Source organism: Microbacterium sp. OR16, assembly GCF_047306725.1.
Taxonomy (GTDB): domain Bacteria; phylum Actinomycetota; class Actinomycetes; order Actinomycetales; family Microbacteriaceae; genus Microbacterium.
On the sequence record NZ_JAZEXK010000001.1, the window covers coordinates 992,376 to 1,015,103 of the forward strand.

The 22,728-nt window shown below is 69.2% G+C and carries 22 protein-coding genes; 4 read left to right on the forward strand and 18 right to left on the reverse strand.

From position 1 onward, the window contains the following. Positions 1 to 117: 117 nt before the first annotated feature. From V2S05_RS04805 to V2S05_RS04845, 9 genes are all read right to left on the reverse strand, one after another. A complete protein-coding gene (locus V2S05_RS04805) occupies positions 118 to 894 on the reverse strand; it encodes a hypothetical protein (RefSeq protein WP_413634173.1) in 777 nt (258 codons plus the stop codon). Next, entirely contained in the window at positions 894 to 1,046 is a 153-nt protein-coding gene (locus V2S05_RS04810; RefSeq protein WP_413634174.1) for a CopG family transcriptional regulator, read from the reverse strand. Before V2S05_RS04810 ends, V2S05_RS04805 begins: the two co-directional genes overlap by 1 nt. Positions 1,047 to 1,118: 72 nt before the next feature. Further along, positions 1,119 to 2,093 carry an ArsA family ATPase gene (locus V2S05_RS04815; RefSeq protein ID WP_413634175.1) on the reverse strand — a complete coding sequence of 325 codons (975 nt, stop codon included), beginning with the start codon at positions 2,091 to 2,093 and terminating at the stop codon, positions 1,119 to 1,121. Further along, positions 2,084 to 2,368 (reverse strand): cory-CC-star protein, encoded by a 285-nt coding sequence (locus V2S05_RS04820; protein ID WP_413634176.1) that lies wholly within the window; start codon positions 2,366 to 2,368, stop codon positions 2,084 to 2,086. Before V2S05_RS04820 ends, V2S05_RS04815 begins: the two co-directional genes overlap by 10 nt. Before the next feature lie 3 nt (positions 2,369 to 2,371). Then, positions 2,372 to 4,099: a carbon starvation protein A gene (locus V2S05_RS04825; protein ID WP_413634177.1), complete on the reverse strand. Its 1,728-nt coding sequence runs from the start codon at positions 4,097 to 4,099 to the stop codon at positions 2,372 to 2,374. Between the two features lie 105 nt (positions 4,100 to 4,204). Continuing rightward, positions 4,205 to 5,689, reverse strand: a complete 1,485-nt coding sequence (locus tag V2S05_RS04830; protein ID WP_413634178.1) for an ATP-binding cassette domain-containing protein — start codon at positions 5,687 to 5,689, stop codon at positions 4,205 to 4,207. Further along, complete coding sequence (locus V2S05_RS04835; RefSeq protein WP_413634179.1) at positions 5,686 to 6,495, reverse strand: ABC transporter permease; 810 nt, start codon at positions 6,493 to 6,495, stop codon at positions 5,686 to 5,688. The genes V2S05_RS04830 and V2S05_RS04835 overlap by 4 nt, the downstream gene beginning before the upstream one ends. Further along, positions 6,492 to 7,457, reverse strand: a complete 966-nt coding sequence (locus tag V2S05_RS04840; protein WP_413634181.1) for an ABC transporter permease — start codon at positions 7,455 to 7,457, stop codon at positions 6,492 to 6,494. The genes V2S05_RS04835 and V2S05_RS04840 overlap by 4 nt, the downstream gene beginning before the upstream one ends. Before the next feature lies 1 nt (position 7,458). Next, positions 7,459 to 9,078 (reverse strand): ABC transporter substrate-binding protein, encoded by a 1,620-nt coding sequence (locus tag V2S05_RS04845; RefSeq protein WP_413634182.1) that lies wholly within the window; start codon positions 9,076 to 9,078, stop codon positions 7,459 to 7,461. Positions 9,079 to 9,241: 163 nt separating this feature from the next. Here V2S05_RS04845 and valS point away from each other — a divergent pair, with 163 nt between their 5' ends. Continuing rightward, positions 9,242 to 11,815, forward strand: a complete 2,574-nt coding sequence (gene valS / locus V2S05_RS04850) for a valine--tRNA ligase (protein WP_413634184.1) — start codon at positions 9,242 to 9,244, stop codon at positions 11,813 to 11,815. A 2-nt stretch (positions 11,816 to 11,817) separates the two neighbouring features. Then, on the forward strand, positions 11,818 to 12,087 hold the full coding sequence (locus tag V2S05_RS04855; protein WP_413634186.1) for a hypothetical protein: 270 nt from the start codon (positions 11,818 to 11,820) through the stop codon (positions 12,085 to 12,087). A gap of 27 nt (positions 12,088 to 12,114) precedes the next feature. Here V2S05_RS04855 and V2S05_RS04860 read toward each other — a convergent pair whose 3' ends face one another. From V2S05_RS04860 to tdh, 4 genes are all read right to left on the reverse strand, one after another. After that, entirely contained in the window at positions 12,115 to 12,333 is a 219-nt protein-coding gene (locus V2S05_RS04860; RefSeq protein ID WP_413634188.1) for a hypothetical protein, read from the reverse strand. Between the two features lie 2 nt (positions 12,334 to 12,335). Next, the gene (locus tag V2S05_RS04865; RefSeq protein WP_413634190.1) at positions 12,336 to 12,947 is read right to left on the reverse strand and encodes a helix-turn-helix domain-containing protein; all 612 of its coding nucleotides are present in this window, start codon (positions 12,945 to 12,947) and stop codon (positions 12,336 to 12,338) included. A 247-nt stretch (positions 12,948 to 13,194) separates the two neighbouring features. Further along, complete coding sequence (locus tag V2S05_RS04870; RefSeq protein WP_413634192.1) at positions 13,195 to 14,373, reverse strand: glycine C-acetyltransferase; 1,179 nt, start codon at positions 14,371 to 14,373, stop codon at positions 13,195 to 13,197. A 23-nt stretch (positions 14,374 to 14,396) separates the two neighbouring features. After that, positions 14,397 to 15,440 (reverse strand): L-threonine 3-dehydrogenase, encoded by a 1,044-nt coding sequence (gene tdh, locus V2S05_RS04875; RefSeq protein ID WP_413634193.1) that lies wholly within the window; start codon positions 15,438 to 15,440, stop codon positions 14,397 to 14,399. A gap of 87 nt (positions 15,441 to 15,527) precedes the next feature. Between tdh and V2S05_RS04880 the strand changes: the two genes are divergently transcribed. Together V2S05_RS04880 and V2S05_RS04885 are read left to right on the forward strand one after the other, a co-directional pair. Next, the gene (locus V2S05_RS04880) at positions 15,528 to 16,436 is read left to right on the forward strand and encodes a LysR family transcriptional regulator (protein WP_413634195.1); all 909 of its coding nucleotides are present in this window, start codon (positions 15,528 to 15,530) and stop codon (positions 16,434 to 16,436) included. 23 nt (positions 16,437 to 16,459) lie between these two features. Next, positions 16,460 to 18,511 carry a M3 family metallopeptidase gene (locus V2S05_RS04885; protein WP_413634196.1) on the forward strand — a complete coding sequence of 684 codons (2,052 nt, stop codon included), beginning with the start codon at positions 16,460 to 16,462 and terminating at the stop codon, positions 18,509 to 18,511. 115 nt (positions 18,512 to 18,626) lie between these two features. Here V2S05_RS04885 and V2S05_RS04890 read toward each other — a convergent pair whose 3' ends face one another. The 5 genes from V2S05_RS04890 to V2S05_RS04910 form a co-directional block, all read right to left on the reverse strand. Continuing rightward, complete coding sequence (locus tag V2S05_RS04890; protein ID WP_413634198.1) at positions 18,627 to 19,139, reverse strand: NUDIX hydrolase; 513 nt, start codon at positions 19,137 to 19,139, stop codon at positions 18,627 to 18,629. Between the two features lie 5 nt (positions 19,140 to 19,144). Beyond that, complete coding sequence (gene clpX / locus V2S05_RS04895; RefSeq protein ID WP_271637382.1) at positions 19,145 to 20,413, reverse strand: ATP-dependent Clp protease ATP-binding subunit ClpX; 1,269 nt, start codon at positions 20,411 to 20,413, stop codon at positions 19,145 to 19,147. A 104-nt stretch (positions 20,414 to 20,517) separates the two neighbouring features. Continuing rightward, positions 20,518 to 21,180, reverse strand: coding sequence for a deoxyribose-phosphate aldolase (deoC, locus tag V2S05_RS04900; RefSeq protein WP_413634200.1), 663 nt, complete (start codon positions 21,178 to 21,180; stop codon positions 20,518 to 20,520). A 145-nt stretch (positions 21,181 to 21,325) separates the two neighbouring features. Then, complete coding sequence (locus tag V2S05_RS04905; protein ID WP_413634202.1) at positions 21,326 to 21,967, reverse strand: ATP-dependent Clp protease proteolytic subunit; 642 nt, start codon at positions 21,965 to 21,967, stop codon at positions 21,326 to 21,328. A gap of 15 nt (positions 21,968 to 21,982) precedes the next feature. Beyond that, the gene (locus tag V2S05_RS04910; RefSeq protein WP_413634203.1) at positions 21,983 to 22,624 is read right to left on the reverse strand and encodes an ATP-dependent Clp protease proteolytic subunit; all 642 of its coding nucleotides are present in this window, start codon (positions 22,622 to 22,624) and stop codon (positions 21,983 to 21,985) included. Positions 22,625 to 22,728 lie beyond the last annotated feature (104 nt).

Here is a 22,728-nt window from a genome sequence, read left to right on the forward strand (position 1 = left end):
TAGTAGCCTCCCCTGCTCAGCAACCCCCTGGGTCACTGAGCCTGTCGAAGCGTTCTTCCGAGAGCTCCCCGGTGATGGCCGGATCAACGCGTGTACGTACAGTCTACGCCAGAGCCGTCAGCTCACCCGGTGATATCCATACAGGTCGTCCTGCGCGCCGTTGATCCACACGTCCGGCTCCGCGATGCGGATCGTTCGCGCGTATGACTCATCGACGACGGATGCCGGGAAACCGGCATCCGTCAGCCTCGCGGCGAGCGCGTCGAGATCACCCTCGGCGAGGAAGCTCAGCCCGATGCCCGCGCCGGATCCCTCGCTGCGACCCGAGGCCGAGTGCACGCCGACGGTGCCGCCGCCGGCGGCACGCATCTCGACCCACCCGCCGCGGTCTGCGGCGATGTCGGCGCGCAGTCCTAGCGCGGTGAGGATCTCGCACGCCTCGTCGACGTCGTCCTGAAACCAGATCGGCTGCACCGAGACCGCCCCGGCCGTCGCGCGCGTCCCCGCCGAAGCGCTGATGACGACACCGGATGCTGCGCGGATGACGAGCAGGTCGCCGACTCCGTCCAGATGCGTTCGCTCGACCTCGCGCCCCGCGAGTGCCCGCTCGGCAGCATCGAGGTCGTCGACGAGCAGGTGCAGATCGCACGTGCCGTCGGCATGGTCGGGCGTCTCGGCGTGCACAGCGAGCGCTCCCCCACCGTCGAACTCGGCCCAGCCGGCTTCGGGCGGGAATGGCGCCGCCAGCCCCAGCGCCGCGGCGAGCGCGTGCCAGCGAGGCTCATCGCGGGTGTACACGATCTGCTGCACGGTGCTGCTCACCGCTGTGCCTTTCGCCGTCGGGCCGGCCTGCTCAGCACCGGCCTGCTCTGCACTGGCCTGCTCTGCACTCATCACGACTCTCCTCCGTCCAGATGTGCCCGCAGGGCGCGCTCGACGAGGGCCGACAGGCTCGAGCCGTCATCCACGGCACGATGTTTCACCGCACGCACCAGGTCCCGCGGCAGGTACACGTTGAACTGCACCTTGGGTTCGTTTGCTTGCATGCTAGCAATGTAGCACTATGCTCATCTCGCCTCAATCAGCCGCCCGCTGCCCCGTGCGTTCGAAGCGCGCGATCAGGTCGAGGGCGCCAGCAGCAGATCGGCCAGCCTCTCCAGCGCGTCTCGGCCGGTGAGCTCGCCCGGGATCAGCGGCACCTCGACGATCGGCACGTCCGGCACCTGCTCGCGCACCCGCCGAAGCTGCTCGTCCTCGACCGCGCGGCGAGCACCCAGCAGCGAGCCCGCGTCCGCCGGGGAGCGTCGATTGGCGATCAGCGCGGCGACGTCGACCTGCAGGGCGTGCAGCACCCCGACCACGTCGAGAGTCTCAGCGACCGGCAGCGCCTCGGCGACGAACGCGACGACGAATCCGGTGCGCGCCGGATCGGCGAGCGCGGTCCGGAGCGCTTCGAACCGCGCGCGGCGGAGCTCCAGGGTGCGCCGCAGCGCCGCCTCGGATTCGGCCTGCGCGTCACCACGACCGGTCAGCCCGCGCATCGCGGCCGCGTACCGCTCCGAACGGTCGCGGTTGCGCAGCAGAGCGTCGGTCCACCCCGCCAGCTGCCCGGGCAGGGCGAGCAGTCGCAGGGTGTGCCCTGAGGGCGCGGTGTCGAACACGACGAGGTCGTACTCACGGCGTCCGAGCTCGGCCAGTTCGGCGATCCGTTCCAGAACGGCGGCCTCATGACTGCCCGGTGCGATGCGCGCGCGCTCGAGGTGCGTGCGCGCCGAGCCGTGTTGCGATTCGGGCAGCATCCGCAGCATGGTCTGCTGCACCGCCGCGAGGTGACGATCCACCGTCGCCGCGGGATCGAGCTCCACGCCGTCGAGCGTGCCACCGCCGTCGAAGCGCGCCAGCTCCACCGTCTGATCACCTATCGCACGCCGCCAGAGATGCCCCAGGCTGTGCGCCGGATCGGTGGAGACCACGAGCACCCGTGCCCCGGTGCGCGCACGCGCGAGCGCCAGCGCGCTCGAGAGCGACGTCTTGCCGACGCCGCCCTTGCCGCCCACGAACAGCAGTTCGCGCCGCAGCACCTCTAGCAGCACGAGACGTGATCCAGGGGTGATCGCGGCATGCCCATCCGTCGGTGCCAGCGGTGGAAGTCATCGGCGACGAGGGGCATGAGCTCGACGCTGTAGTACGCCGCCGGGTCGGGAACCCCGAGCGCCTCGCCGAGCACGATCAGGGTGAACAGGTCGTCCTCATCGCGCTGCTCGCGGGCGAGCATCTGCCGATAGGGGCCGGCGTAGTACTCCGCCAGCCCCCGCCGGAAGGCGGCCCAGTGCCGGCGCAGGCGCCGGGCCGCCTCGGTGCGACTCATCGATCAGACCTCCTCGCGAACCGCCTCGAGCCGGGCGTCCTCATCCTCGTGCTCGGGTTCCTCCCGCGCGGCCCGACGCATCGCGAGCACAGCCTCCACGGCGACCCAGACGCTCGAGGCGATGATGATGACATCCAGCGCGAACAGCAGCCAGTCCGCCTTCGCGGGATCGGCGAACGAGGCGAGCTGCTCGATCGCCGCCCAGAACGACAGCACGAAGACGATCACCAGCGGGATCAGCGCCGGCAGAGGGTTGCGGCGCTTGCGGATGAGCATGACCGCGATGATCGACAACGTCAGCGAGGCCATCAGCTGGTTCGTCGTTCCGAACAGGGGCCAGATCCGCAGCCCGCCGTCGCCGCCGAGGCCCTGCGAGAAGGTGAGCCCGAGACCGACCACGACGACGACGATCGTCGCGGGCACCTTCGTGATCCGCAGCTTCATCGAGTCACCGATCTCCTGCACGACGAAGCGCAGCAGGCGCATGCCGGTATCCATGGTCGTCGCCGCGAACAGCACCGCCATGGTGGCGAGAACCGTGGCGCTGAGCGAGGCCGGCAGACCGATGCCCGCCTGCATCAGCGCACCGCCACCGGTCACGAAGGCTCCGACGCCGCCCGCACCGAACGCGCTGTACACCTCATTCCACTCCGCGACCGTGCGGAAGCCCGCGATCACCGCGAGGATCGTGCCGAGCGACAGCAGCCCCTCGCCGACCGCGCCGAAGTAGCCGACGAACCGGGCGTCGGTCTCCTTGTCGAGCTGCTTCGAGCTCGTGCCGGACGAGACCATGCCGTGGAAGCCCGAGATCGCACCGCACGCGATGGTGACGAACAGCAGGGGAACCATGCTCGGCGTCCCCTCGGGAACGGCCGTGTTGATCGCCGGCGCGACGATCTCGGGAGCGGCGCCAGAGAAGAGGGTCGCGGTGAGCACCGATCCGAACAGCAGGATCAGACCCACGAACAGCTGCACGCCGTTGATGTAGTCGCGCGGCTGAAGCAGCACCCACACCGGCAGCAGCGAGGCGATCGCTCCGTAGACGAACAGCGCGAGGATCCAGAAGGTCGCAGGCCCCATGCCGAGGAAGTCGTCCGGCAGCACGACCGGCATCTGGTCGCCGAGCACGATCAGCCCATACAGTGTGGCGACGCCGACGACGGTCACGGGCAGCAGCGGCCAGCGCAGGCGATACACGGCGATGCCGACGAGCAGGGCGACGCCGATCGCTCCCCAGGTGGGGATCACCGCACTGGGTGTGGAGATCAGCAGGTTCTTGATGACGACCGCGAAGGCGGCGATCACCATGAGCAGCAGCAGGAAGATCACGACGAGGAACAGGCCCGCGCCGCGCTTGCCGATGTAGCGCGCCGACAGGGCGCCGATCGATCGGCCCTTGTTGCGGGTCGAGGCCCACAGCGCTCCGAGGTCGTGCATGCCGGCGAAGAACACCGTGCCGAGCGTGACCCAGAGGAAGGCCGGAACCCATCCCCAGATCACAGCGATGGCGGGCCCCACGATGGGCGCCGCGCCGGCGACCGAGGTGAAGTGGTGCCCCCAGAGGATGAACTTGTTCGTCGGCACGTAATCCACGCCGTCGTTGAGCTCGTGAGCGGGGGTCGCGAACGACGCGTCGAGGCGGTAGACCCGATTGGCCAGGTACCGCGAGTAGAACAGGTATCCGACGGCGAAGATCGCCAATCCGATGAGCATGAGAAGAACGGGAGTCATTGCGGCGCTTCCTTTCGGCAGGGCTTCGTCGTCGCTGCTGCGCCCCACCATAGCGAACCTGGGATTTCGCTGGGAGCCGACGCGCCCTGGTGCCCACTCCGCCGCTCATCTGCCGGCGGCGAGAAGCTCCCTCGTGAACGGATGCGTCGGCGCGGCGAACACGTCGGCCACAGGGCCGCGCTCGACGATCACACCGTCGCGCATCACCAGCACGTCGTCGCAGACCGCCGCGACGACGGCGAGGTCGTGCGAGACGAAGACCATCGTCAGCCCGCGTTCGATCTGCAGGCGCGCGAGCAGGTCGAGCACCCGAGCGCGCACGGTGGGGTCCAGAGCGGACACCGGCTCATCGAGCACGAGCACCTGCGGGTCGGCGGCGAGCGCCCGTGCGATGGCGGCGCGCTGCAGCTGCCCGCCGGACAGCTGACGAGGGCGCCGACGTCCGAGCTCCGCATCCAGTCCCACCTCCGCGAGCAGAGCCGCCACGGCAGCGGAGCGATCGCCACGACGGGCGCCGGCGGCCTGCAGCGCCTCGGCGATCGACCGGCCGATCGTCCACCGCGGGTCGAACGCGCCGAGCGGATTCTGGTGCACCAGCTGCACCCGCTGCGCCGACGCCCACTCGATCACTCCGCTGTCGGGCCGCTCCACGCCGATCAGCATCCGGGCGAGGGTCGTCTTGCCTGACCCGGACTCCCCGACGACGCCGAGCGTGCGGCCGGACACGAGAGCGAATGAGGCGCCGATGACCGCGGGCCGCTCGAACCGCTTCGACACGTCGCGCACCTGCAGCAGCAGCTCACCCGCCGGTCGCGTCGGGGTGCGTGGGCGCAGGACGCTCGCCTCGACGAGGGCGCGGGTGTACTCCTCGCGCGGCGACGCCATGACCTCCGCCACGCCACCGTGCTCCACGATGCGCCCCGCGCGCATCACCAGCACCCGATCGGCCACCCGCCGGACCGCCGCGAAGTCGTGGCTGATGAACAGTACAGCTCGTCCGTCGTCGGCGATCGAGCGCAACAGGGCAAGAATGCGCGCCTGGACCGTGGCGTCCAGCGCCGTCGTCGCCTCGTCGGCGACCAGCACCGCGGGATCGGCGGCGAGTGCCGACGCGATCAGCGCTCGCTGACGCATCCCGCCCGACAGCTCGTGCGGGCGGCTGCGCGCGCGCCTCTCCGGTTCGGGCAGCGATACGGAAGCCAGCAGCCGCACGACCTGTGCCTGCCGGTCACTGCGGTGCAGGCGGTGGATCTCCATCGGCTCGGCGACCTCGCGGCCGATCCGGCGCAGCGGATCGAGCGCGGCCAGCGCGTCCTGCGAGACGAGCGCGACGCGCCGGCCGCGCAGGGCACGCCACGAGGCCTCGCCGAGCCCGGCGGCGTCGATGCCGTCGATCCGCAGCTCGTCCGCTGTCATGCGGGCGCCGTCCGGCAGCATCCCGAGCAGCGCACGTGCGGTGAGCGACTTGCCGGCCCCGGATTCGCCGACGATCGCCACGCACTCGCCCGGAGCGATGTCGAGATCGACCCCGTCGACGACCGCCTGCGCGCCGATGCGGATGCGCAGTCCCCGCACGTGCACCGCGCTCATGAGCGCCTCCCCTCGGCTCGCGCGCGCAGGGCTCGGCCGAGCACCGTGGCGCAGACCACGGTCAGCGTGATGGCAAGACCCGGGAAGACCGAGATCCACCAGGCGCGGCCGAGCACATTGCGTCCGCCCGAGAGCATGAGTCCCCATTCCGGAGCCGGCTCCGAGGGGCCGAGGCCGAGGAAGCTGAGGCCGGCGGCGGCGAGGATGCTCGACCCGATGCCGATGGTGGCGAGGACGCTCAGCGTCCCGAGGACCCCGGGCGCGACGTGCCGGGTGAAGGTGCGCACGGCGCCGACGCCCAGGATGCGGGCCGCCTCCACGTGCTCTGCGATGCGCAGCGTGCGGGTCTGCGTGCGGGCGAGCCGGATGTACACCGGCACCGCCGCGATCGTCACCGCGATGGCGACGTTGAGCGCGCCGGGGCCGAGCACCGCCACGACGATCAGCGCGATGAGGAATTCGGGGAAAGCGAGCAGGATGTCGGTGACGCGCATCGCCGCGGCATCCACCGCTCGGGGTGCGACGCCCGAGAGCGAGCCGAGCACGAGACCGGCGATCACCGCGAGCGTCGTCGCCAGCAGTCCGATCCCGACGGAGCGTGCGGCTCCGTGCACGACCCGCGAGAACACGTCGCGGCCCGACTGGTCGGTGCCGAACAGGTGGGCCGGCCCCGGCGCCTCGAGCGCCGAGCGCACGTCGGTGCGCAGCGGGTCATGGGTGGCGAGCAGGTCGGGAAATGCCGCGGCGAGCGCGACGACGACGAGGAAGGCCGCGGAGCACCCCAGCCCCACCCGTCGGGCCATCATCGGCGCTCCTCGATGGCGGGCGCCTCGAACGCGGCGGACCGCGCGCGCAGTCGCGGGTCGATGATCGGATGCAGCAGCTCGACGATCACGTTCACGATGACGAACACGAGGGCGCTGAGCATGATCACGCCCGCGACGACGGGCAGATCGCGGTCGACGATGGCGGTCAGCGTCACCCGCCCGAGCCCGGGTCGCGCGAACACGGTCTCGACGAGCACCGCACCGCCGAGCAGCGAGCCGATGAGATAGGCGGTGAGGGTGAGCGCGCTCGCCGCGCCGTGGCGCAGCGAGTGCCGCAGCACGAGGCGGGACGATCCGGCGCCGCGCGAGCGGACGGTCTCGGCGAACGGCTGTCGCTCGGCCTCCTCGATGCCGTCGCGCAGCACCTGACCGATCAGCGCCGCGACCGGAAGTGCGAGCGTGAGCGCGGGCAGCACCACCGTGGCAGCGCTGCGCGTGCCCGCCACGGGGAACCAGCCCAGCCCGAAGGCGAAGACCGCCAGCAGGACGATGCCGATCCAGAACACCGGCGACGAGAGCACGATCAGCTCCCCCGCGACCACCACGGTTCTCGCGAGCCCGCGTCGCGCGAACAGCGCCACGGCGAGCGCGACGAGAACCGCGGTCAGCAGCGCCAGCGCCGTGAGCTGCACGGTGGGCCCGAGCTGACGGCCTATGACCTCGGTCACGGGCATCCGGAGCTGATACGACGTCCCCAGATCACCACGCAGGAGTCCCCCGATGTACGAGAGGTACTGCTCGAGCGGAGGGCGGTCGAGGCCGAGATCGGCCCTGACCGCCGCCTTCACCGCCTCGCTCACCTTCGCCTGCGGGCCAAGCATGACCGAGACGGCATCGCCGGGGATGATCCGCAGCGCCAGGAAGGCCAGCGTCGCCGCGCCCCAGAGGACGAGCACGGCGGAGGCGGCGGTCCCGGCGATCCGGACCAGGGCGCGCCGCACGTCAGCGGCTGACGCTCGCGCTGTAGAACAGCGGCCGGCCGTACAGGTCGTACTCCAGGCCCTCGACGCCCTTCACGGATCCGGTGATCAGCGATGACACGTACAGCGGCACGATCGCGACGTGCTCGGCGTTCCACTGCTGCAGCTCGGTGTAGATCTCCGCCCGCTCCGACGTGTCCGACGTCGAGAGCCCGCGCTCGAGCAGTTCGTCGACGGCGGGGTCGCTCACCTGCGAGGCGTTCTGGAACCCGTCGGTGCCGAGGTGGCTGCGCAGCAGGTCGGCATCCACGCCCGAGAAGTCCCAGTCGGTGATGTCGTACGTCTTCGGGCCGTACTGCTCGTTGTAGGCGGCGGGTTCGAGCTTCTCCCGGACGATCTCGAAGCCGACGTCCTTCAGGTCGGACTGAATGGCGTTGGCGAGCGCGGTGCGGTCGTCCGAGATCGGGGTCCAGGCGATCCAGCGGGCCGAGAGGCGCTTGCCGTCCTTCGTCCGGATGCCGTCGGCGCCGCGCTCTGTCCAGCCGGCCTCATCCAGCAGCGCGTTCGCCTCATCGGCGTCGAACGCCCAGCTGCCCTCGAGTCGCTTGTCGTAGCCGGGAGTCGTGGGACCGAGGATGCTCCACGCGCGGGGGAACTCGCCGAAGAAGATCTCGTCGACGGCCGCATCGATGTCGATCGCCCGTGAGAACGCCCGACGCACCTTCTGGTCGGCGAAGACGCCGTGCTTCTCGTTGAGGAACAGCGAGTACGGCAGGCCCGGGTACTCCTTGGCGGTGACCGTGACGTCGTCGCCGAGGTCGGCGACGACGTTCGGCGGCAGCTGGGTCGCGACGTCCGCCTCGCCGGATGCGAGCACACCGGCGCGCACGGACGCCTCGGGCAGCAGCTCCACCCGGAGGGTCTCGATCGCCGGTGCCTTCGCCCCGCCGGGTCCCCAGCGGTAGTCGTCGTTGCGGGTGTAGACGATCTCCTGATCAGCGGTGTACTCGCTCAGCACGAACGGTCCGGTGCCGACGGTGACGTCCGGCCCGCCCGCGGCGAGGCGGTCGGCGGACTCCTCGAGCACCTTCGGCGACCAGAAACCCAGCTGCGCGGTGCTCGCCGCCTGCAGGAAAGGCGCGTACGGCTGCGTGAAGCTGACTTCGACGGTGTGCTCGCCGGTGACCTCGGTTCCCGCGTACAGCTCGCCGCCGAGCATGCTCGCCGCCTGCGCCGACTTGGTGGCCGGGTCGACGATCCGGTCAAAGTTCGCCTTCACCGCGGCCGCGTCGAAAGCGGTGCCGTCCGAGAAGGTGACGTCGTCGCGCAGTTCGAAGGTGTAGGTTCTCCCGTCGTCGGAGACCTGCCAGCTCTTCGCGAGCCACGGCGAGAACGACCCGTCGGCCTCCTGGAAGACCAGGGAGTCGAGCACCTGACGCTGCACCATCCCCGACACGTCGAGCTGGCTGGTCTGTGGATCCATGTGTCCGGCCGAGAGGTTGGCGCCCTCGATCGCCCAGACGAGCTCGGCCTCGGAACCGCCGGCGTCGCTGGCCGGTCCTGCGCAGGCGCTGAGCAGAAGGGCGGATGCTGCGGCCAGGGCGGCCAGCGGCAGAAGACGACGCACAGGGAAGGAAGGCATTCGGGAACCTCGATGCATGCGGAGAAGGGGAACACTCCATCTTACCGGCGGTTGTTGGACGCAGTCGATCTACGGCCGGTCATGCGGCGACCGGTAGACTCGCCGGACAACCACACTCAGGCACGCTCACACAGTGCCGCACACATCGCTCGAGGAGTCCTCCATGTCACGCATTCCCGACAAGCCCGCGCTCGAAGGCCTCGAAGCGAAGTGGGGTGAGCGCTGGTCGGACCAGGGCACCTTCCTCTTCGATCGCGCCCAGGCCACGGCATCCGGACGCGACAGCGTCTACTCGATCGACACTCCCCCGCCGACGGCGTCCGGCAGCCTGCACATCGGGCATGTGTTCTCGTACACCCACACCGACATCAAGGCGCGCTTCGAGCGCATGCGCGGCAAGCACGTGTTCTACCCGATGGGCTGGGACGACAACGGTCTGCCAACCGAACGCCGCGTGCAGAACTTCTACGGCGTGCGCTGCGACCCGACGCTGCCCTACGACCCCGACTTCACGCCGCCGTTCGAAGGCGGTGACAACAAGTCGTCCCGCGCTGCCGACCAGCAGCCCATCAGCCGCCGCAACTTCATCGAGCTGTGCGAGAAGCTGACCGTCGAGGACGAGAAGCAGTTCGAGGCGCTGTTCCGCCAACTCGGGCTCAGCGTCGACTGGACCCAGACGTACCGCACCATCTCCGACGACACGATCCGGCAGAGCCAGCTGGCGTTCCTGCGCGGACTCGAGCGCGGCGAGGCGTACCAGTCGCTGGCGCCGACCCTGTGGGACATCGACTTCCGTTCGGCGATCGCCCAGGCAGAGCTCGAGGACCGCGACCAGCAGGCCGCCTACCATCGCGTCGCCTTCCACAAGACCGACGGCTCGGGCGACATCGAGATCCAGACGACCCGCCCCGAGCTGCTGCCCGCGTGCGTGGCGCTGGTCGCGCACCCCGACGACGAGCGATATCAGCCCTACTTCGGCAAGACCGTGCGCACCCCGATCTTCGACGTCGAGGTGCCCGTGCTCGCCCACCACCTCGCCCAGCCGGACAAGGGCTCGGGCATCGCCATGATCTGCACCTTCGGCGATGTGACCGACATCATCTGGTGGCGCGAGCTCGACCTGCCCAACCGCACCATCCTCGGCAAGGACGGCCGCGTGCTCGCCGATGTCCCCGAGGCGATCACGTCGGAGGCGGGCCGCACCGCGTACGCCGAGCTCGCCGGCAAGACCGTCTTCAGCGCCCGCAAGGCTATCGTCGAGCAGCTGCGGGCGTCCGGCGATCTGCTCGAGGTCGGCAAGCCCTTCAGCCACGCCGTGAAGTTCTTCGAGAAGGGCGACCGCCCGCTCGAGATCGTCTCGACGCGGCAGTGGTACATCCGCAACGGCGCCCGCGACCCGCAGCTGCGCGAGCAGCTGCTCGAGAACGGACGCGAGCTGAGCTGGCATCCCGATTTCATGCGCGTGCGCTACGAGAACTGGGTCGGCGGGCTCACCGGCGACTGGCTCATCTCGCGCCAGCGGTTCTTCGGCGTGCCGATCCCCGTCTGGTACGCCCTCGACGAGAACGGCGAGCGCGACTACGACCGCGTGCTGACGCCCTCGCTCGCGAGCCTGCCCATCGATCCGACCACGGACGTGCCGGAGGGCTACACCGAGGACCAGCGCGGCGTGCCCGGCGGATTCGACGCCGAGCAGGACATCTTCGACACCTGGGCGACCTCCTCGCTCACCCCGCAGCTGGCCGGCGGCTGGCAGCGCGACGAGGAGCTGTGGAACACCGTGGCGCCGTTCGACCTGCGCCCGCAGGGTCAGGACATCATCCGCACCTGGCTGTTCTCGACCATGCTGCGCTCGACGCTCGAGGACCAGCGCTCGCCGTGGCGCAACGCCGCCATCTCGGGCTTCATCGTCGACCCCGACCGCAAGAAGATGTCGAAGTCGAAGGGCAACGTCGTCACCCCGGCCGACATCCTGTCCACGCACGGCTCTGATGCGGTGCGCTACTGGTCGGCGTCCAGCCGCTTGGGCATGGACGCCGCATTCGACCCGCAGAACCCGACGCAGGTGAAGATCGGACGCCGCCTGGCCATCAAGATCCTCAATGCTGCGAAGTTCGTGCTGTCGTTCCCCGTGCCGGAGGGCGCGCGCGTCACGCATGCGCTCGACGCGTCGATGCTCACGGCTCTCGACCACGTGGTGCGCGAGGCGACCACGGCATACGAGAACTACGACCAGGCGAAGGCCCTCGAGATCACCGAGGCGTTCTTCTGGACGTTCTGCGACGACTACCTCGAGCTCGTCAAGGAGCGCGCCTACGACCAGACCGACGTGAACCAGGCCTCGGCCGCCCTCGCTCTGCGCCTCGCGCTGTCGACGCTGCTGCGCCTGCTCGCGCCGATCGTGTCGTTCGCGACCGAGGAGGCCTGGTCATGGTTCGAGGAGGGATCGATCCACACGGCGGCCTGGCCGGAGCCGCTCGGGATCGACGGGGACACGGCGGTGCTTTCCGCCGCCAGCGAGGCCCTGATCGGCATCCGCCGGGCGAAGACCGAGGCGAAGGCATCGCAGAAGACCCCGGTCGCATCGGCGACCATCGCCGCTCCTGCCGCGAGGATCGACGCGTTGCGCGCCGCCGCCGACGACCTGCGTGCGGTCGGCCGCATCGCCGAGCTGACGTTCGCCGAAGCAGACCAGCTCGCGGTCACGGCCATCGAGCTGGCGCCGGCGGAGGGCTGATCATGCAGCTCGGCACGCGGTGGGAGGCCGGCGCGGAGCCGCCGGCCTCCGTTCCCGCGGCACTGCGCCCGGCGATCGCCGAGGTCGAGTCGCGATTGTCCGGATCCCTGCCGGACGGATCCCTGAGCCTGTCGAACGGGCCCCTGAGCCCGTCGAAGGGTCACTGGACGCTCACCTGGTTGGAGGGCCGCCCGATCGCAGAGCTGGATGCCGGGTGGGAGGTCTTCCTCACGGCATCCGGCGAGGTCGTCGCCCGCCCCTTCGAGGACTGAGCCCCTCCGCGCCCATCGCCGGCGGGATCAGCGACGCGGGAGTCCGACGGTCGCGAGGAGGTGATCGACCTGGCGCGGGTCGTGCCGCCTGGTCTGCTGCTCGCGAAGCAGGTCGAGTGCGAGTTCGCGGCGCTCCGCCCTGGCGAGGATTCGTCGCTCGACGTGACTGGTGAGGGCGGCCGCGATCTGCTGCAGAACGCGCTCGAACGGGGTGGGTGAGACGAGATGAAGAGTTGCAGTGACCATGATCACTCCTGGTTCATCGTGCCGCGGCTGTTCGCCACGGGAAGGTCGAAGACCTCGGCGCGCAGCGACACGCGCCGAGTGCCGGGCAGGGATTCCTGCCCGCGGTAGCGCTCGACCGCGGCGTCGACCACCGCGGTCAGCTCCTGCTTGAGCTCGGCCATCTGCTCGGCGGTGACGTCGAGCATCGTCGTCATGATGAGGCCAGCATCCTCCCAGCCCTCCGGCTGCTCGGATTCGGGGCGATTGATGTAATCCATCAGCGTCTGATGACGCAGCCGCAGGAACTCGGTGGTCACGATCTGCGCCGCGGCGCGGTTCGACGGCGACATCGCCTCCGCCGGACCCGGCATGTTGATGCGACCCTTGGGTCGCTCCCACCACCGCTCGCGCGCCGTGCCGCGATCCGGCACCTCGCGGATGAGATCCTGCGCGGCGAGGGCCCGAAGGTGGTAGCTGGTCGCCCCCGATGTCTCACCGATCAGCGACGCGAGACTGCTCGCCGTCTGCGGCCCCCGCTCGCTGAGCAGGTCGTAGATGCGCACGCGCAGCGGATGAGCGAGTGCCTTCAGCGCCCCGGCGTCGAGCGTGCGACCCTGTGAATCGTTGGTGACCATAAACGCAAAGATACTCTTGCAAAGAACTATTTGCAAGCATTTCTTTGCACCTTCGCGCATCGTCTCGCGCAGGTGAGAACTCTCTCATCGAGCGGCGGCGTCCGGTGCGGTGCGGGAGCCTGGGGGCGTGGCGCGGAGTGCGGCCGCACGCGATCAGCAAGTACTGCCATGGCGCGTCGCTGCTGTATCCGCACCTGCCTGGCGATGACTGGGCGCTCATCCGGGCGCCGGCACTGGCCGGGGCCCGTCAGCTGACGGCCTCCCGCGCCGCGACGAACGCCACCACGCAGCGCTCGACCTGCTCGCTCGTGTGCGCAGCGGAGAGCTGCACGCGGATGCGCGCCTCGCCACGCGGCACGACGGGGAAGCTGAACGCGGTCACGTACACGCCCTGTCGCTGCATCTCGTCGGCGACTCGCGCGGTGAGCGCGGCGTCGTGGAACATCACCGGGACGATCGGATGCTCGCCCGGCAGCAGCTCGAAGCCCTCCTCGGTCATGCGCCGGCGGAACAGCTCGGCGTTCCGCGTCAGTCGCGCACGCAGGTCCGCGGATCCCTCGACGAGGTCGAGCGCGGTCAGCGTGCCCGCCACGATCGACGGGGCGAGGGTGTTCGAGAACAGATACGGTCGCGAGCGCTGGCGCAGCAGCGCCACGATGTCGCGGTGCGCTGCGACATAGCCGCCGGAGGCGCCGCCGAGCGCCTTGCCGAACGTGCCGGTGTAGATGTCGACACGATCGGCGACACCGCACAGCTCGGGGGTCCCCCGGCCGTTCTCGCCCACGAAGCCGACCGCGTGAGAATCGTCGACGAACACCAGCGCGTCGTATCGCTCAGCGAGATCGCAGATCTCCTGGAGAGGTGCGATGTAGCCGTCCATCGAGAAGACGCCGTCGGTGACGATGACGCGGAAGCGGGCATCCACCGCCGCCTTCAGCTGCTCCTCGAGATCGGACATGTCGCGATTGCGGTAGCGCAGGCGGCGCGCCTTGGACAGGCGGATGCCGTCGATGATGGATGCGTGGTTCAGCTCGTCCGAGATGATCGCGTCGGCGGCGGTGAACAGCGTCTCGAAGACGCCGCCGTTCGCGTCGAAGCACGAGGAGAAGAGGATCGCGTCGTCGGTGCCGAGGAAGGTGGCCAGACGGCGCTCGAGTTCCAGATGCTGCTCCTGCGTGCCGCAGATGAAGCGCACACTGGCCAGCCCGTAGCCCCACTCGTCGAGCCCACGGTGAGCGGCGTCGAGGATGCGCGGGTCGTCGGCGAGGCCCAGGTAGTTGTTGGCGCAGAAGTTGAGCACGTCGTGCCCACCCGTGCTGATCTCCGCCTTCTGCGGCCCGCTGATGCCGCGCTCGCGTTTGGTGAGTCCCGCCTCTTCGATGCCGGCGAGCTCGGCCCGCAGGTGATCCTTGAATGTCGCGTACATGACGGCTCCTTACAGCTCGGTTCTCACAGCTCGGTCCAGTCGAGGATGATCTTGCCCGTGCCTGCCGACTCTGCGGCGGCAAAGCCCCGCTCCCAGTCGCGCGCGGGGATCACGTCGGCGATCACGCGAGCGATCGATTCGCGCAAGGTAGCGCTGGTCTGCAGCATGGCCCCCATGGCGTTCCAGGTCTCGAACATCTCGCGGCCGTAGACGCCCTTGATCGTGAGCATGTGTGTGACGAGCTTGCCCCAGTCGATGTCGAACCCGGCAGTGGGCAGCCCGAGCATGGCGATCTGCCCACCGTGGTTCATGTTGTCGATCATCGCCGGCAGCGCCGAGGGCGCACCGCTCATCTCGAAGCCGATGTCGAAGCCCTCGCGCATGCCGAGAGCGCGCTGGGCGTCGCGGATGTCCTGCTTCGCGACGTCGACGACCGCGTCGGCGCCCATCCGCGTGGCCATCTCCAGTCGAGGTGCACTGAGGTCGGTCGCGACGATGAACCTCGCGCCGGCGTGACGGGCGACGGCGATCGACATGAGGCCGATGGGGCCGCAGCCGGTGATCAGCACGTCTTCGCCGATCACGCGGTACATCAGTGCTGTGTGCACGGCGTTGCCGAGCGGATCGAAGATCGCGCCGAGCTCAGGCGTCACGTCGTCGTGGTGCACCCACACGTTCGTGGCGGGAAGGGAGAGGTACTCGGCGAAGGCGCCGTCGCGCTGCAGGCCGAGGCCAACGGTGCGGATGCACATCTGCCGGCGCCCCGCGCGGCAGTTGCGACACGTTCCGCACACGATGTGCCCCTCGCCCGACACACGGTCGCCGATCGAGATGTCGTGCACCATGTCGCCGACCTCGACGACCTCGCCGTAGAACTCGTGCCCTGGGATCAGTGGTGTGCGGATGGCGGAGGCGGCCCAGTCGTCCCAGCGGTGGATATGCAGATCCGTGCCGCAGATCCCGGTGCGCAGCACCCGAATGACGACCTCGCCGGTACCTGCCACCGGATCGGGGCGCTCCACGAGCGCGAACCCGGCGCGCGGTTCGCTCTTGAACAGTGCCTTCATACTTCGATCTCACTGCACTTCATGATGTAGAGCAACGCTGTCGTTCTGCATCCTCTGTTAAGTAGCGCTGAAAGGTAAGATCACCTGGTGGAACTCCATCAGCTGCAGATCCTGCGCGAGCTCGGGGCGCTGGGCAGCGTCACAGCGGTGGCCGATGCGCTGCACGTCACCCCGTCGGCCGTCTCGCAGCAGCTCGCCGCCCTGCAGCGCGGAGTGCGCACGCCGCTCACTCGTCGCCAGGGCCGCACCCTCACGCTGACGGCCGCCGGTCGGGTGCTCGCCGAGGCGGGAGGCGAGGCGCTGGATGCCATGGCCGCTGCCCGCGGTGCGCTGGACGCGTTCGAGCAGGATCCCGCCGGCGTGGTCACCGTGAGCGGCTTCCACAGCGCGGGCCAGGCGCTGTTCGGCGCGCTGCTGCGCGATCTCGCCCGTGGCGAAGCCTCGCCGACAGTGCAGCTGACCGATGAGGATGTCGCGCAGAGCGAATTCCCCGCACTCACCGCCCGCTACGACCTCGTGCTCGCGCACCGCATGGAGCACTCCGAGCCGTGGCCGTCGCAGGGTGTGCGCAGCCTCACCCTCGTTCGCGAGCCGCTCGACGTCGCGGTCGCGACGACACACCCGCTCGCCGCCCGCTCGTCGGTCACGCCGAAGGACATCGCGGCGGAACGATGGGTGACGAGCCGGATCGGCTACTCCCCCGACGACGTGCTGGGCGCGATCGCCGCCGTCGCGAACATCGCCCCCCGAGTGCAGCACCGCATCAACGACTACGGCGCGGTCACCGCCGCCGTCGCCGCGGGCGGCGTGGTCGGGCTGCTGCCCCGGTTCACCTCCCGCAGCGTCGACGACAGCGAGATCGTGCGGATCCCCCTGCTGGGTGTGAGCACGCATCGGCTGATCGACGTGCTGTCCCGCCCCGAGACCCTGCGCCGACGCAGCGTCCGGCTGGTCGTCGAAGGACTGCAGCGAGTGATGGGCCGGCTCAGCCGCTGATGGTGTGATCATAGACTCGCCTCATGACCCAGGCCTCGAATCCGCTGCTGTCCCCGTCGACGCTCCCCTACGGGATGCCGGACTACGCGGCCATCCGGCCCGAGCACTACCTGCCGGCATTCGCGGCGGCGTTCGACGAGCACCTCACCGAGGTGCGGGCCATCACCGTGTTGCGCTCGATGCCGACCTTCGAGAACACCATCGAGGCGCTGGAGCGCAGCGGCGAGACGCTGGATCGGGTCGCCCACGCCTTCTACACCGTCAGCTCAGCGGATGCGACGCCCGAGATCCAGCAGATCGATGAGCAGCTCGCCCCGCTGATGGCCGCGCACGACGACGCGATCCGCCTCGACGGCGCGCTGTACGGGCGGGTGGCGCAGCTGCATGCGATGCTCGACCGGCTCGACCTCACCGACGAGCAGCGTTACCTCGTGCAGCGGCACTTCCGCGAGATGACGCATGCGGGTGCGGCGCTCGACGCCGAGTCGAAGGCGCGGCTGACCGCGCTGAACCAGCGCCTGTCGACCCTCAGCACGACGTTCGAGAAGAACCTGCTGAGCGACACGAACGATCTCGCGGTGATCTTCGACGACGCCGCAGAGCTCGACGGCCTCTCTGCTGGTGAGCTCAGCGCCACCGCCCGCGCCGCTGCCGAGCGCGGATCCGAGGGCAGATACCTCGTCTCGCTGCCGCTGTTCAGCGGGCATCCGTACCTGGCATCCCTCACCGTGCGCGAGAGCCGCCGCCGCATCATGCAGGCGTCGCTCGCCCGTGCCGCGCGGGGGAACGAGAGCGACAACCGCGCGGTGCTCACCGAGATTGTCGCGCTCCGCGCCGAGCGGGCCGCGCTGCTGGGATACCCATCGCACGCCGCGTACATCACGGCAGACGAGACGGCAGGCACCCCGGAGGCGGTGGAGCGGATGCTGCGGGAGCTGGCCGTTCCGGCGGCTCGCAACGCGCAGCGCGAGGGCGCGGCGCTGCAGCAGATCATCGACGAGAACGAGGCCGAGCCGTACCCCCTCGCGGCCCACGATTGGGCCTTCTACACCGAGAAGGTGCGTCAGGCCCGCTTCGACGTCGACACGGCCGAGCTGCGCGAGTACTTCGAGGCCGAGCGGGTGCTGAGCGACGGAGTCTTCTTCGCCGCGACGAAGCTGTACGGCATCACCTTCACCGAGCGCTCGGATCTGTCGTCGTACCATCCGGATGCGCGGGTCTTCGAGGTGCACGATGAGGACGGTTCGACGGTCGGTCTCTACGTGCTCGACCTGTACACCCGCGACACCAAGCGCGGCGGTGCGTGGATGAACCCGATCGTCAGCGAGTCGGCTCTGCGCGGCACCCTGCCGGTGGTCGCGAACAACCTCAACGTCTCACGCCCCGCCGACGGGATGCCCACGCTGCTGACCCTCGACGAGGTCACCACGCTGTTCCACGAGTTCGGCCATGCGCTGCACGGGCTGTTCGCTCGCGTCACCTACCCGCACTTCTCGGGGACGAACGTGTTCCGCGACTTCGTCGAGTTCCCCAGTCAGGTCAACGAGATGTGGATCCTGTGGCACGAGGTGCTGAGCAGCTATGCACGTCACCACGAGACCGGCGAGCCGCTCGACGCCGGCATCGTCGAGCGGCTGCGTGCCTCGGAGACGTTCGACCAGGGCCACGCGACCAGCGAGTACCTGGCGGCAGCCTGGCTCGACCAGGCCTGGCACCGGGTCGGTGCCGGCTCAGCAGTGGCTGACGTCGCGGAGTTCGAACGCGCGGCGCTGGCCGATGTGGGGCTACTCAACCCCGTCGTGCCCACCCGCTACTCGTCGGCGTACTTCGCGCACGTCTTCTCGGGCGGTTACAGCGCCGGGTACTACTCCTACATCTGGAGCGAGGTGCTCGATGCAGACACCGTGGAGTGGTTCCGCGAGAACGGCGGACTCACGCGCGAGAACGGTGACCGGTTCCGCTCGCGCCTGCTCGGCGTGGGCGGCTCGAAGGATCCGCTGGAGGCTTACCGCGACTTCCGCGGTCGGGATGCCGAGATCGCCCCGCTGCTGAAGCGCCGCGGACTCGAGGGCTGAGGGCCCGGCGCCGGCTCAGGCTGGGGCTCAGGCTCCGGCGCACTTCGGAAGCATGCACGACCCCGGCGATGCCCTGCTCAGTCGGCTGCGGCCGCGTGCAGCCGCGGCATCGCCTTCATCCAGGTGAGCAGGTGGTAGCTCTGCTCGAGTCGATCGCCGAGGGAGTCGACCGACTCCAGGTGCACGGTGATGATCTCGCTGTCGTCGAGCGACTGCGCGGCGAACCGGCCGCAGCCCGCGCGAGGAAATGGTGCGACCGGTTGGCGTGGTTTCCCCAGTTCGCCCAGGTCGAGCCGAGGTCGATGATCTCGCCGGCGACGTAGCCCGTCTCTTCCCGCAGTTCGCGCAGCGCGGCATCCCCGGGGCTCTCCCCCTCGTCGACCGCGCCTCCGACCAGTCCGATCGCGACGATGCCGGCACCGTGTCGGTACTCCTCGACGACGATCGCCTGATCGGACTCGTCGACGGCGAGAACGGTGATCCAGTCGGCCGGTTTCAGGACGTAGTAGGGCGCGATGGTGCGGCCTCGACCGTCGACGCACGTGTCGGCGCGCAGGTCGATCCAGCGATCTTTGACGATCTGCGTGCTGTCTGCGACGCGCCAGGCCTGCGGGTGCTCGTCTGTCACACCGCTCAGGCGCTCTTGCGCTTGCGCGCGAGAACCACGGTGGGTGCAGCACCCTCTTCGACCGCGGCCTTCGTGACCACGACCTTCGACACATCCTCGGCCGACGGGATCTCGAACATGATCGGCCCCAGCACGTCCTCGAGGATCGCACGAAGGCCGCGCGCGCCTGTCTTGCGCAGCACGGCGAGGTCGGCGATGGAACGCAGTGCGTCGTCCTCGAACTCCAGCTGCACCCCGTCGATCTCGAACATGCGCTGATACTGCTTGACCAGGGCGTTGCGGGGACCCGTGAGGATGTCGATCAGGGCATCCTGATCGAGCGGCGACACCGAGGTGACGACGGGGAGTCGGCCGATGAACTCGGGGATGAGCCCGAACTTGTGCAGATCCTCAGGCAGCACCTCGCTGAACAGGTCGAGGTCCTTGCCCTTGTCGTGCAGCGGAGCGCCGAACCCGACGCCGTGCTTGCCGACGCGGGCCGAGATGATCTCCTCCAGGCCCGCGAAGGCCCCAGCGACGATGAACAGCACGTTCGTCGTGTCGATCTGCAGGAACTCCTGGTGCGGGTGCTTGCGTCCGCCCTGCGGCGGTACCGAGGCGACCGTCCCCTCGAGGATCTTCAGCAGCGCCTGCTGCACGCCCTCACCGGACACGTCGCGCGTGATCGACGGGTTCTCGGCCTTGCGGGCGATCTTGTCGATCTCGTCGATGTAGATGATGCCCGTCTCGGCGCGCTTCGTGTCGTAGTCGGCGGCCTGCAGGAGCTTGAGCAGGATGTTCTCGACGTCCTCGCCGACGTAGCCCGCCTCGGTGAGAGCCGTCGCATCGGCGACCGCGAACGGCACGTTCAACCGCTTGGCGAGGGTCTGCGCGAGATAGGTCTTGCCGCAGCCGGTCGGCCCGAGCATCAGGATGTTGCTCTTCGCGACCTCGACCTCCTCCGCCTTCTGCTCGGCGGACTGGATCGTGCCGCGGGCACGCACACGCTTGTAGTGGTTGTAGACCGCCACGGCCAGAGAGCGCTTCGCGGAATCCTGACCGACCACGTACTCCTCGAGGAACGAGAAGATCTCGCGGGGCTTCGGCAGCTCGAAATCGGCGACGGGACCGCCGCCGGCCTCGGCCATGCGCTCCTCGATGATCTCGTTGCACAGCTCGACGCATTCGTCGCAGATGTACACACCGGGACCGGCGATCAGCTGCTGGACCTGCTTCTGGCTCTTTCCGCAGAAAGAGCATTTGAACAGGTCAGCGCTTTCACCGATGCGTGCCATGCGCGTCCTCCTCGAGCATTCGGTCAGGCAGGGTCCTGATGCCGTCAATCGAGCCTAACCGCACGCACCGACACAGGACGGCATTGGAGCCGGTCAGGTGGTGTTCAGTACCCCTCGGCCGCCTTCGCGCCCTCGAGGATCGCGCGCGACGACGACAATCCGAGGCGAGTCGCGCCCGCCTCGATCATCGTCTCCGCGTCGGCAGCGGTGCGGATGCCGCCGGATGCCTTGACCTCGAGGCGGTCGCCCACCGTCTTCTTCATGAGCGACACGGCGTGCACGCTGGCGCCGCCGGCCGGGTGGAAGCCGGTGGACGTCTTCACGAAGTCGGCCCCGGCGCTCTCGGCAGCGCGGCAGACGGCGACGATGGCATCGTCGGTCAGCGCGGCGGACTCGATGATCACCTTGAGGACGACGGGTCGCGGGGCGGCGTCGCGCACTGCGCGGATGTCGGCTTCGACGTCGGCGTAGCGCCCTTCGACGGCCGCGCCGATGTCGATGACCATGTCGAGTTCGTCTGCGCCCTCGGCCACGGCGAGAGAGGCCTCGGCAGCCTTGATCGACGAATGGTGCTTGCCACTGGGGAAGCCGATCACGACGGCGAGCTTCAGCCCTTCCGGCAGGTCGAGGGGCAAAGCGGACGGCGACAGGCACACGCTGTAGGTTCCGAGGTCGGCGGCCTCCGCGATCGCCGCGGCGACGTCTGCGCGCGTCGCCTCGGGCTTGAGCAGCGTGTGATCGATGTGCCGGGCGAGGGATGCGGACACGTGGGCCTCCAGGTCGGAAAGGGTGGGAACTCCAGCGTACTCGGGGCCGATTGCGCCGCGAGCAGCGTGCGGGGCTCGATGAGCCTTCCGCGCACGAAAGAGCGGCCCGGACGCGTGTCCGGGCCGCTCTTTCATGTTCGGCGGGTCAGCCGCGCTTGCGCGAGGTGAGCACCTGATCGACGATGCCGTACTCGAGCGCCTCGGCCGCCGACAGGATCTTGTCGCGGTCGATATCGCGGTTCACCTGCTCCACGGGCTTGCCGGTGTGGCGCGCCATCGTCTCCTCGAGCCAGGTGCGCATGCGCAGGATCTCAGCGGCCTGGATCTCGATGTCGGATGCCTGGCCGTGACCTGCTTCGCCCATCGCCGGCTGGTGCATGAGCACGCGGGCGTTGGGCAGTGCCAGTCGCTTGCCCGGGGTTCCGGCGGCGAGCAGGACGGATGCCGCCGAGGCGGCCTGTCCGAGCACGACCGTCTGGATGTGCGGCGCGACGTACTGCATGGTGTCGTAGATCGCCGTCATCGCGGTGAACGATCCACCAGGCGAGTTGATGTACATGGTGATGTCGCGCTCGGCGTCCTGGCTCTCGAGCACGAGCAGCTGCGCCATGACGTCATCGGCCGATGCGTCGTCGACCTGCACGCCGAGGAAGATCACGCGATCCTCGAAGAGCTTGTTGTACGGGTCCTGGCGCTTGAAGCCGTAGGCCGTGCGCTCTTCGAACTGGGGCAGCACGTAGCGGCTCGAGGGCAGGTTTCCGGCAGCGCGGAAGGTGGGGGTGTGCATGTGTGTGTTCCTTCCTTACTGGTCTGCGCCGGTGCCGCCGCCGCCGGTGACGTCGCTGGCGTGCTCGCGGATGTGGTCGACGAAGCCGTACTCGAGGGCCTCGTCGGCGGTGAACCAGCGGTCGCGGTCGCCGTCGGCGTTGATCTGCTCGACCGTCTTGCCGGTCTGGCCGGCCGTGATCTCGGCGAGGCGACGCTTCATCGACAGGATCAGCTGAGCCTGGGTCTGGATGTCGCTGGCCGTTCCGCCGAAGCCGCCGTGCGGCTGGTGCAGAAGAACGCGGGCGTTCGGGGTGATGTAGCGCTTGCCCTTGGTGCCGCTGGTCAGCAGCAGCTGACCCATCGAGGCGGCCATTCCGATGCCCACGGTGACGATGTCGTTGGGCACGAACTGCATGGTGTCGTAGATCGCCATGCCCGCGGTGATCGACCCGCCGGGAGAGTTGATGTAGAGGTAGATGTCCTTCTCCGAGTCCTCGGCGGCGAGAAGGAGGATCTTCGCGCAGATCTCGTTCGCGTTCTCGTCGCGCACCTCAGAGCCCAGCCAGATGATGCGGTCCTTGAGCAGTCTGTCGAAGACGCTCGTCGCCATCAGGGGTTCAGCCATGTCAGCTCCTGTTTCCGTGTGTCGGTGGTTCGAATCTACCGGCGGCGGCACGCGCGCCCGGCCGTGTTCGCCGTCGGCATATCAGCGTGGCGGCGCCGCAGACGGAGGAAGGCGGATGCCGTGCAGCATCCGCCTTCCTCGTACGATCACGCGAT

Excerpts from the sequence above, each read along its gene's own strand:
- V2S05_RS04805 (WP_413634173.1), bottom strand. The coding sequence starts at position 894 with ATGAGTGCAGAGCAGGCCAGTGCAGAGCAGGCCGGTGCTGAGCAGGCC.
- V2S05_RS04810 (WP_413634174.1), bottom strand. The coding sequence starts at position 1,046 with ATGCAAGCAAACGAACCCAAGGTGCAGTTCAACGTGTACCTGCCGCGG.
- V2S05_RS04820 (WP_413634176.1), bottom strand. The coding sequence starts at position 2,368 with ATGAGTCGCACCGAGGCGGCCCGGCGCCTGCGCCGGCACTGGGCCGCC.
- V2S05_RS04825 (WP_413634177.1), bottom strand. The coding sequence starts at position 4,099 with ATGACTCCCGTTCTTCTCATGCTCATCGGATTGGCGATCTTCGCCGTC.
- V2S05_RS04830 (WP_413634178.1), bottom strand. The coding sequence starts at position 5,689 with ATGAGCGCGGTGCACGTGCGGGGACTGCGCATCCGCATCGGCGCGCAG.
- V2S05_RS04835 (WP_413634179.1), bottom strand. The coding sequence starts at position 6,495 with ATGATGGCCCGACGGGTGGGGCTGGGGTGCTCCGCGGCCTTCCTCGTC.
- V2S05_RS04845 (WP_413634182.1), bottom strand. The coding sequence starts at position 9,078 with ATGCCTTCCTTCCCTGTGCGTCGTCTTCTGCCGCTGGCCGCCCTGGCC.
- valS (WP_413634184.1), top strand. The coding sequence starts at position 9,242 with ATGTCACGCATTCCCGACAAGCCCGCGCTCGAAGGCCTCGAAGCGAAG.
- V2S05_RS04855 (WP_413634186.1), top strand. The coding sequence starts at position 11,818 with ATGCAGCTCGGCACGCGGTGGGAGGCCGGCGCGGAGCCGCCGGCCTCC.
- V2S05_RS04860 (WP_413634188.1), bottom strand. The coding sequence starts at position 12,333 with ATGGTCACTGCAACTCTTCATCTCGTCTCACCCACCCCGTTCGAGCGC.
- V2S05_RS04865 (WP_413634190.1), bottom strand. The coding sequence starts at position 12,947 with ATGGTCACCAACGATTCACAGGGTCGCACGCTCGACGCCGGGGCGCTG.
- V2S05_RS04870 (WP_413634192.1), bottom strand. The coding sequence starts at position 14,373 with ATGTACGCGACATTCAAGGATCACCTGCGGGCCGAGCTCGCCGGCATC.
- tdh (WP_413634193.1), bottom strand. The coding sequence starts at position 15,440 with ATGAAGGCACTGTTCAAGAGCGAACCGCGCGCCGGGTTCGCGCTCGTG.
- V2S05_RS04885 (WP_413634196.1), top strand. The coding sequence starts at position 16,460 with ATGACCCAGGCCTCGAATCCGCTGCTGTCCCCGTCGACGCTCCCCTAC.
- clpX (WP_271637382.1), bottom strand. The coding sequence starts at position 20,413 with ATGGCACGCATCGGTGAAAGCGCTGACCTGTTCAAATGCTCTTTCTGC.
- V2S05_RS04905 (WP_413634202.1), bottom strand. The coding sequence starts at position 21,967 with ATGCACACCCCCACCTTCCGCGCTGCCGGAAACCTGCCCTCGAGCCGC.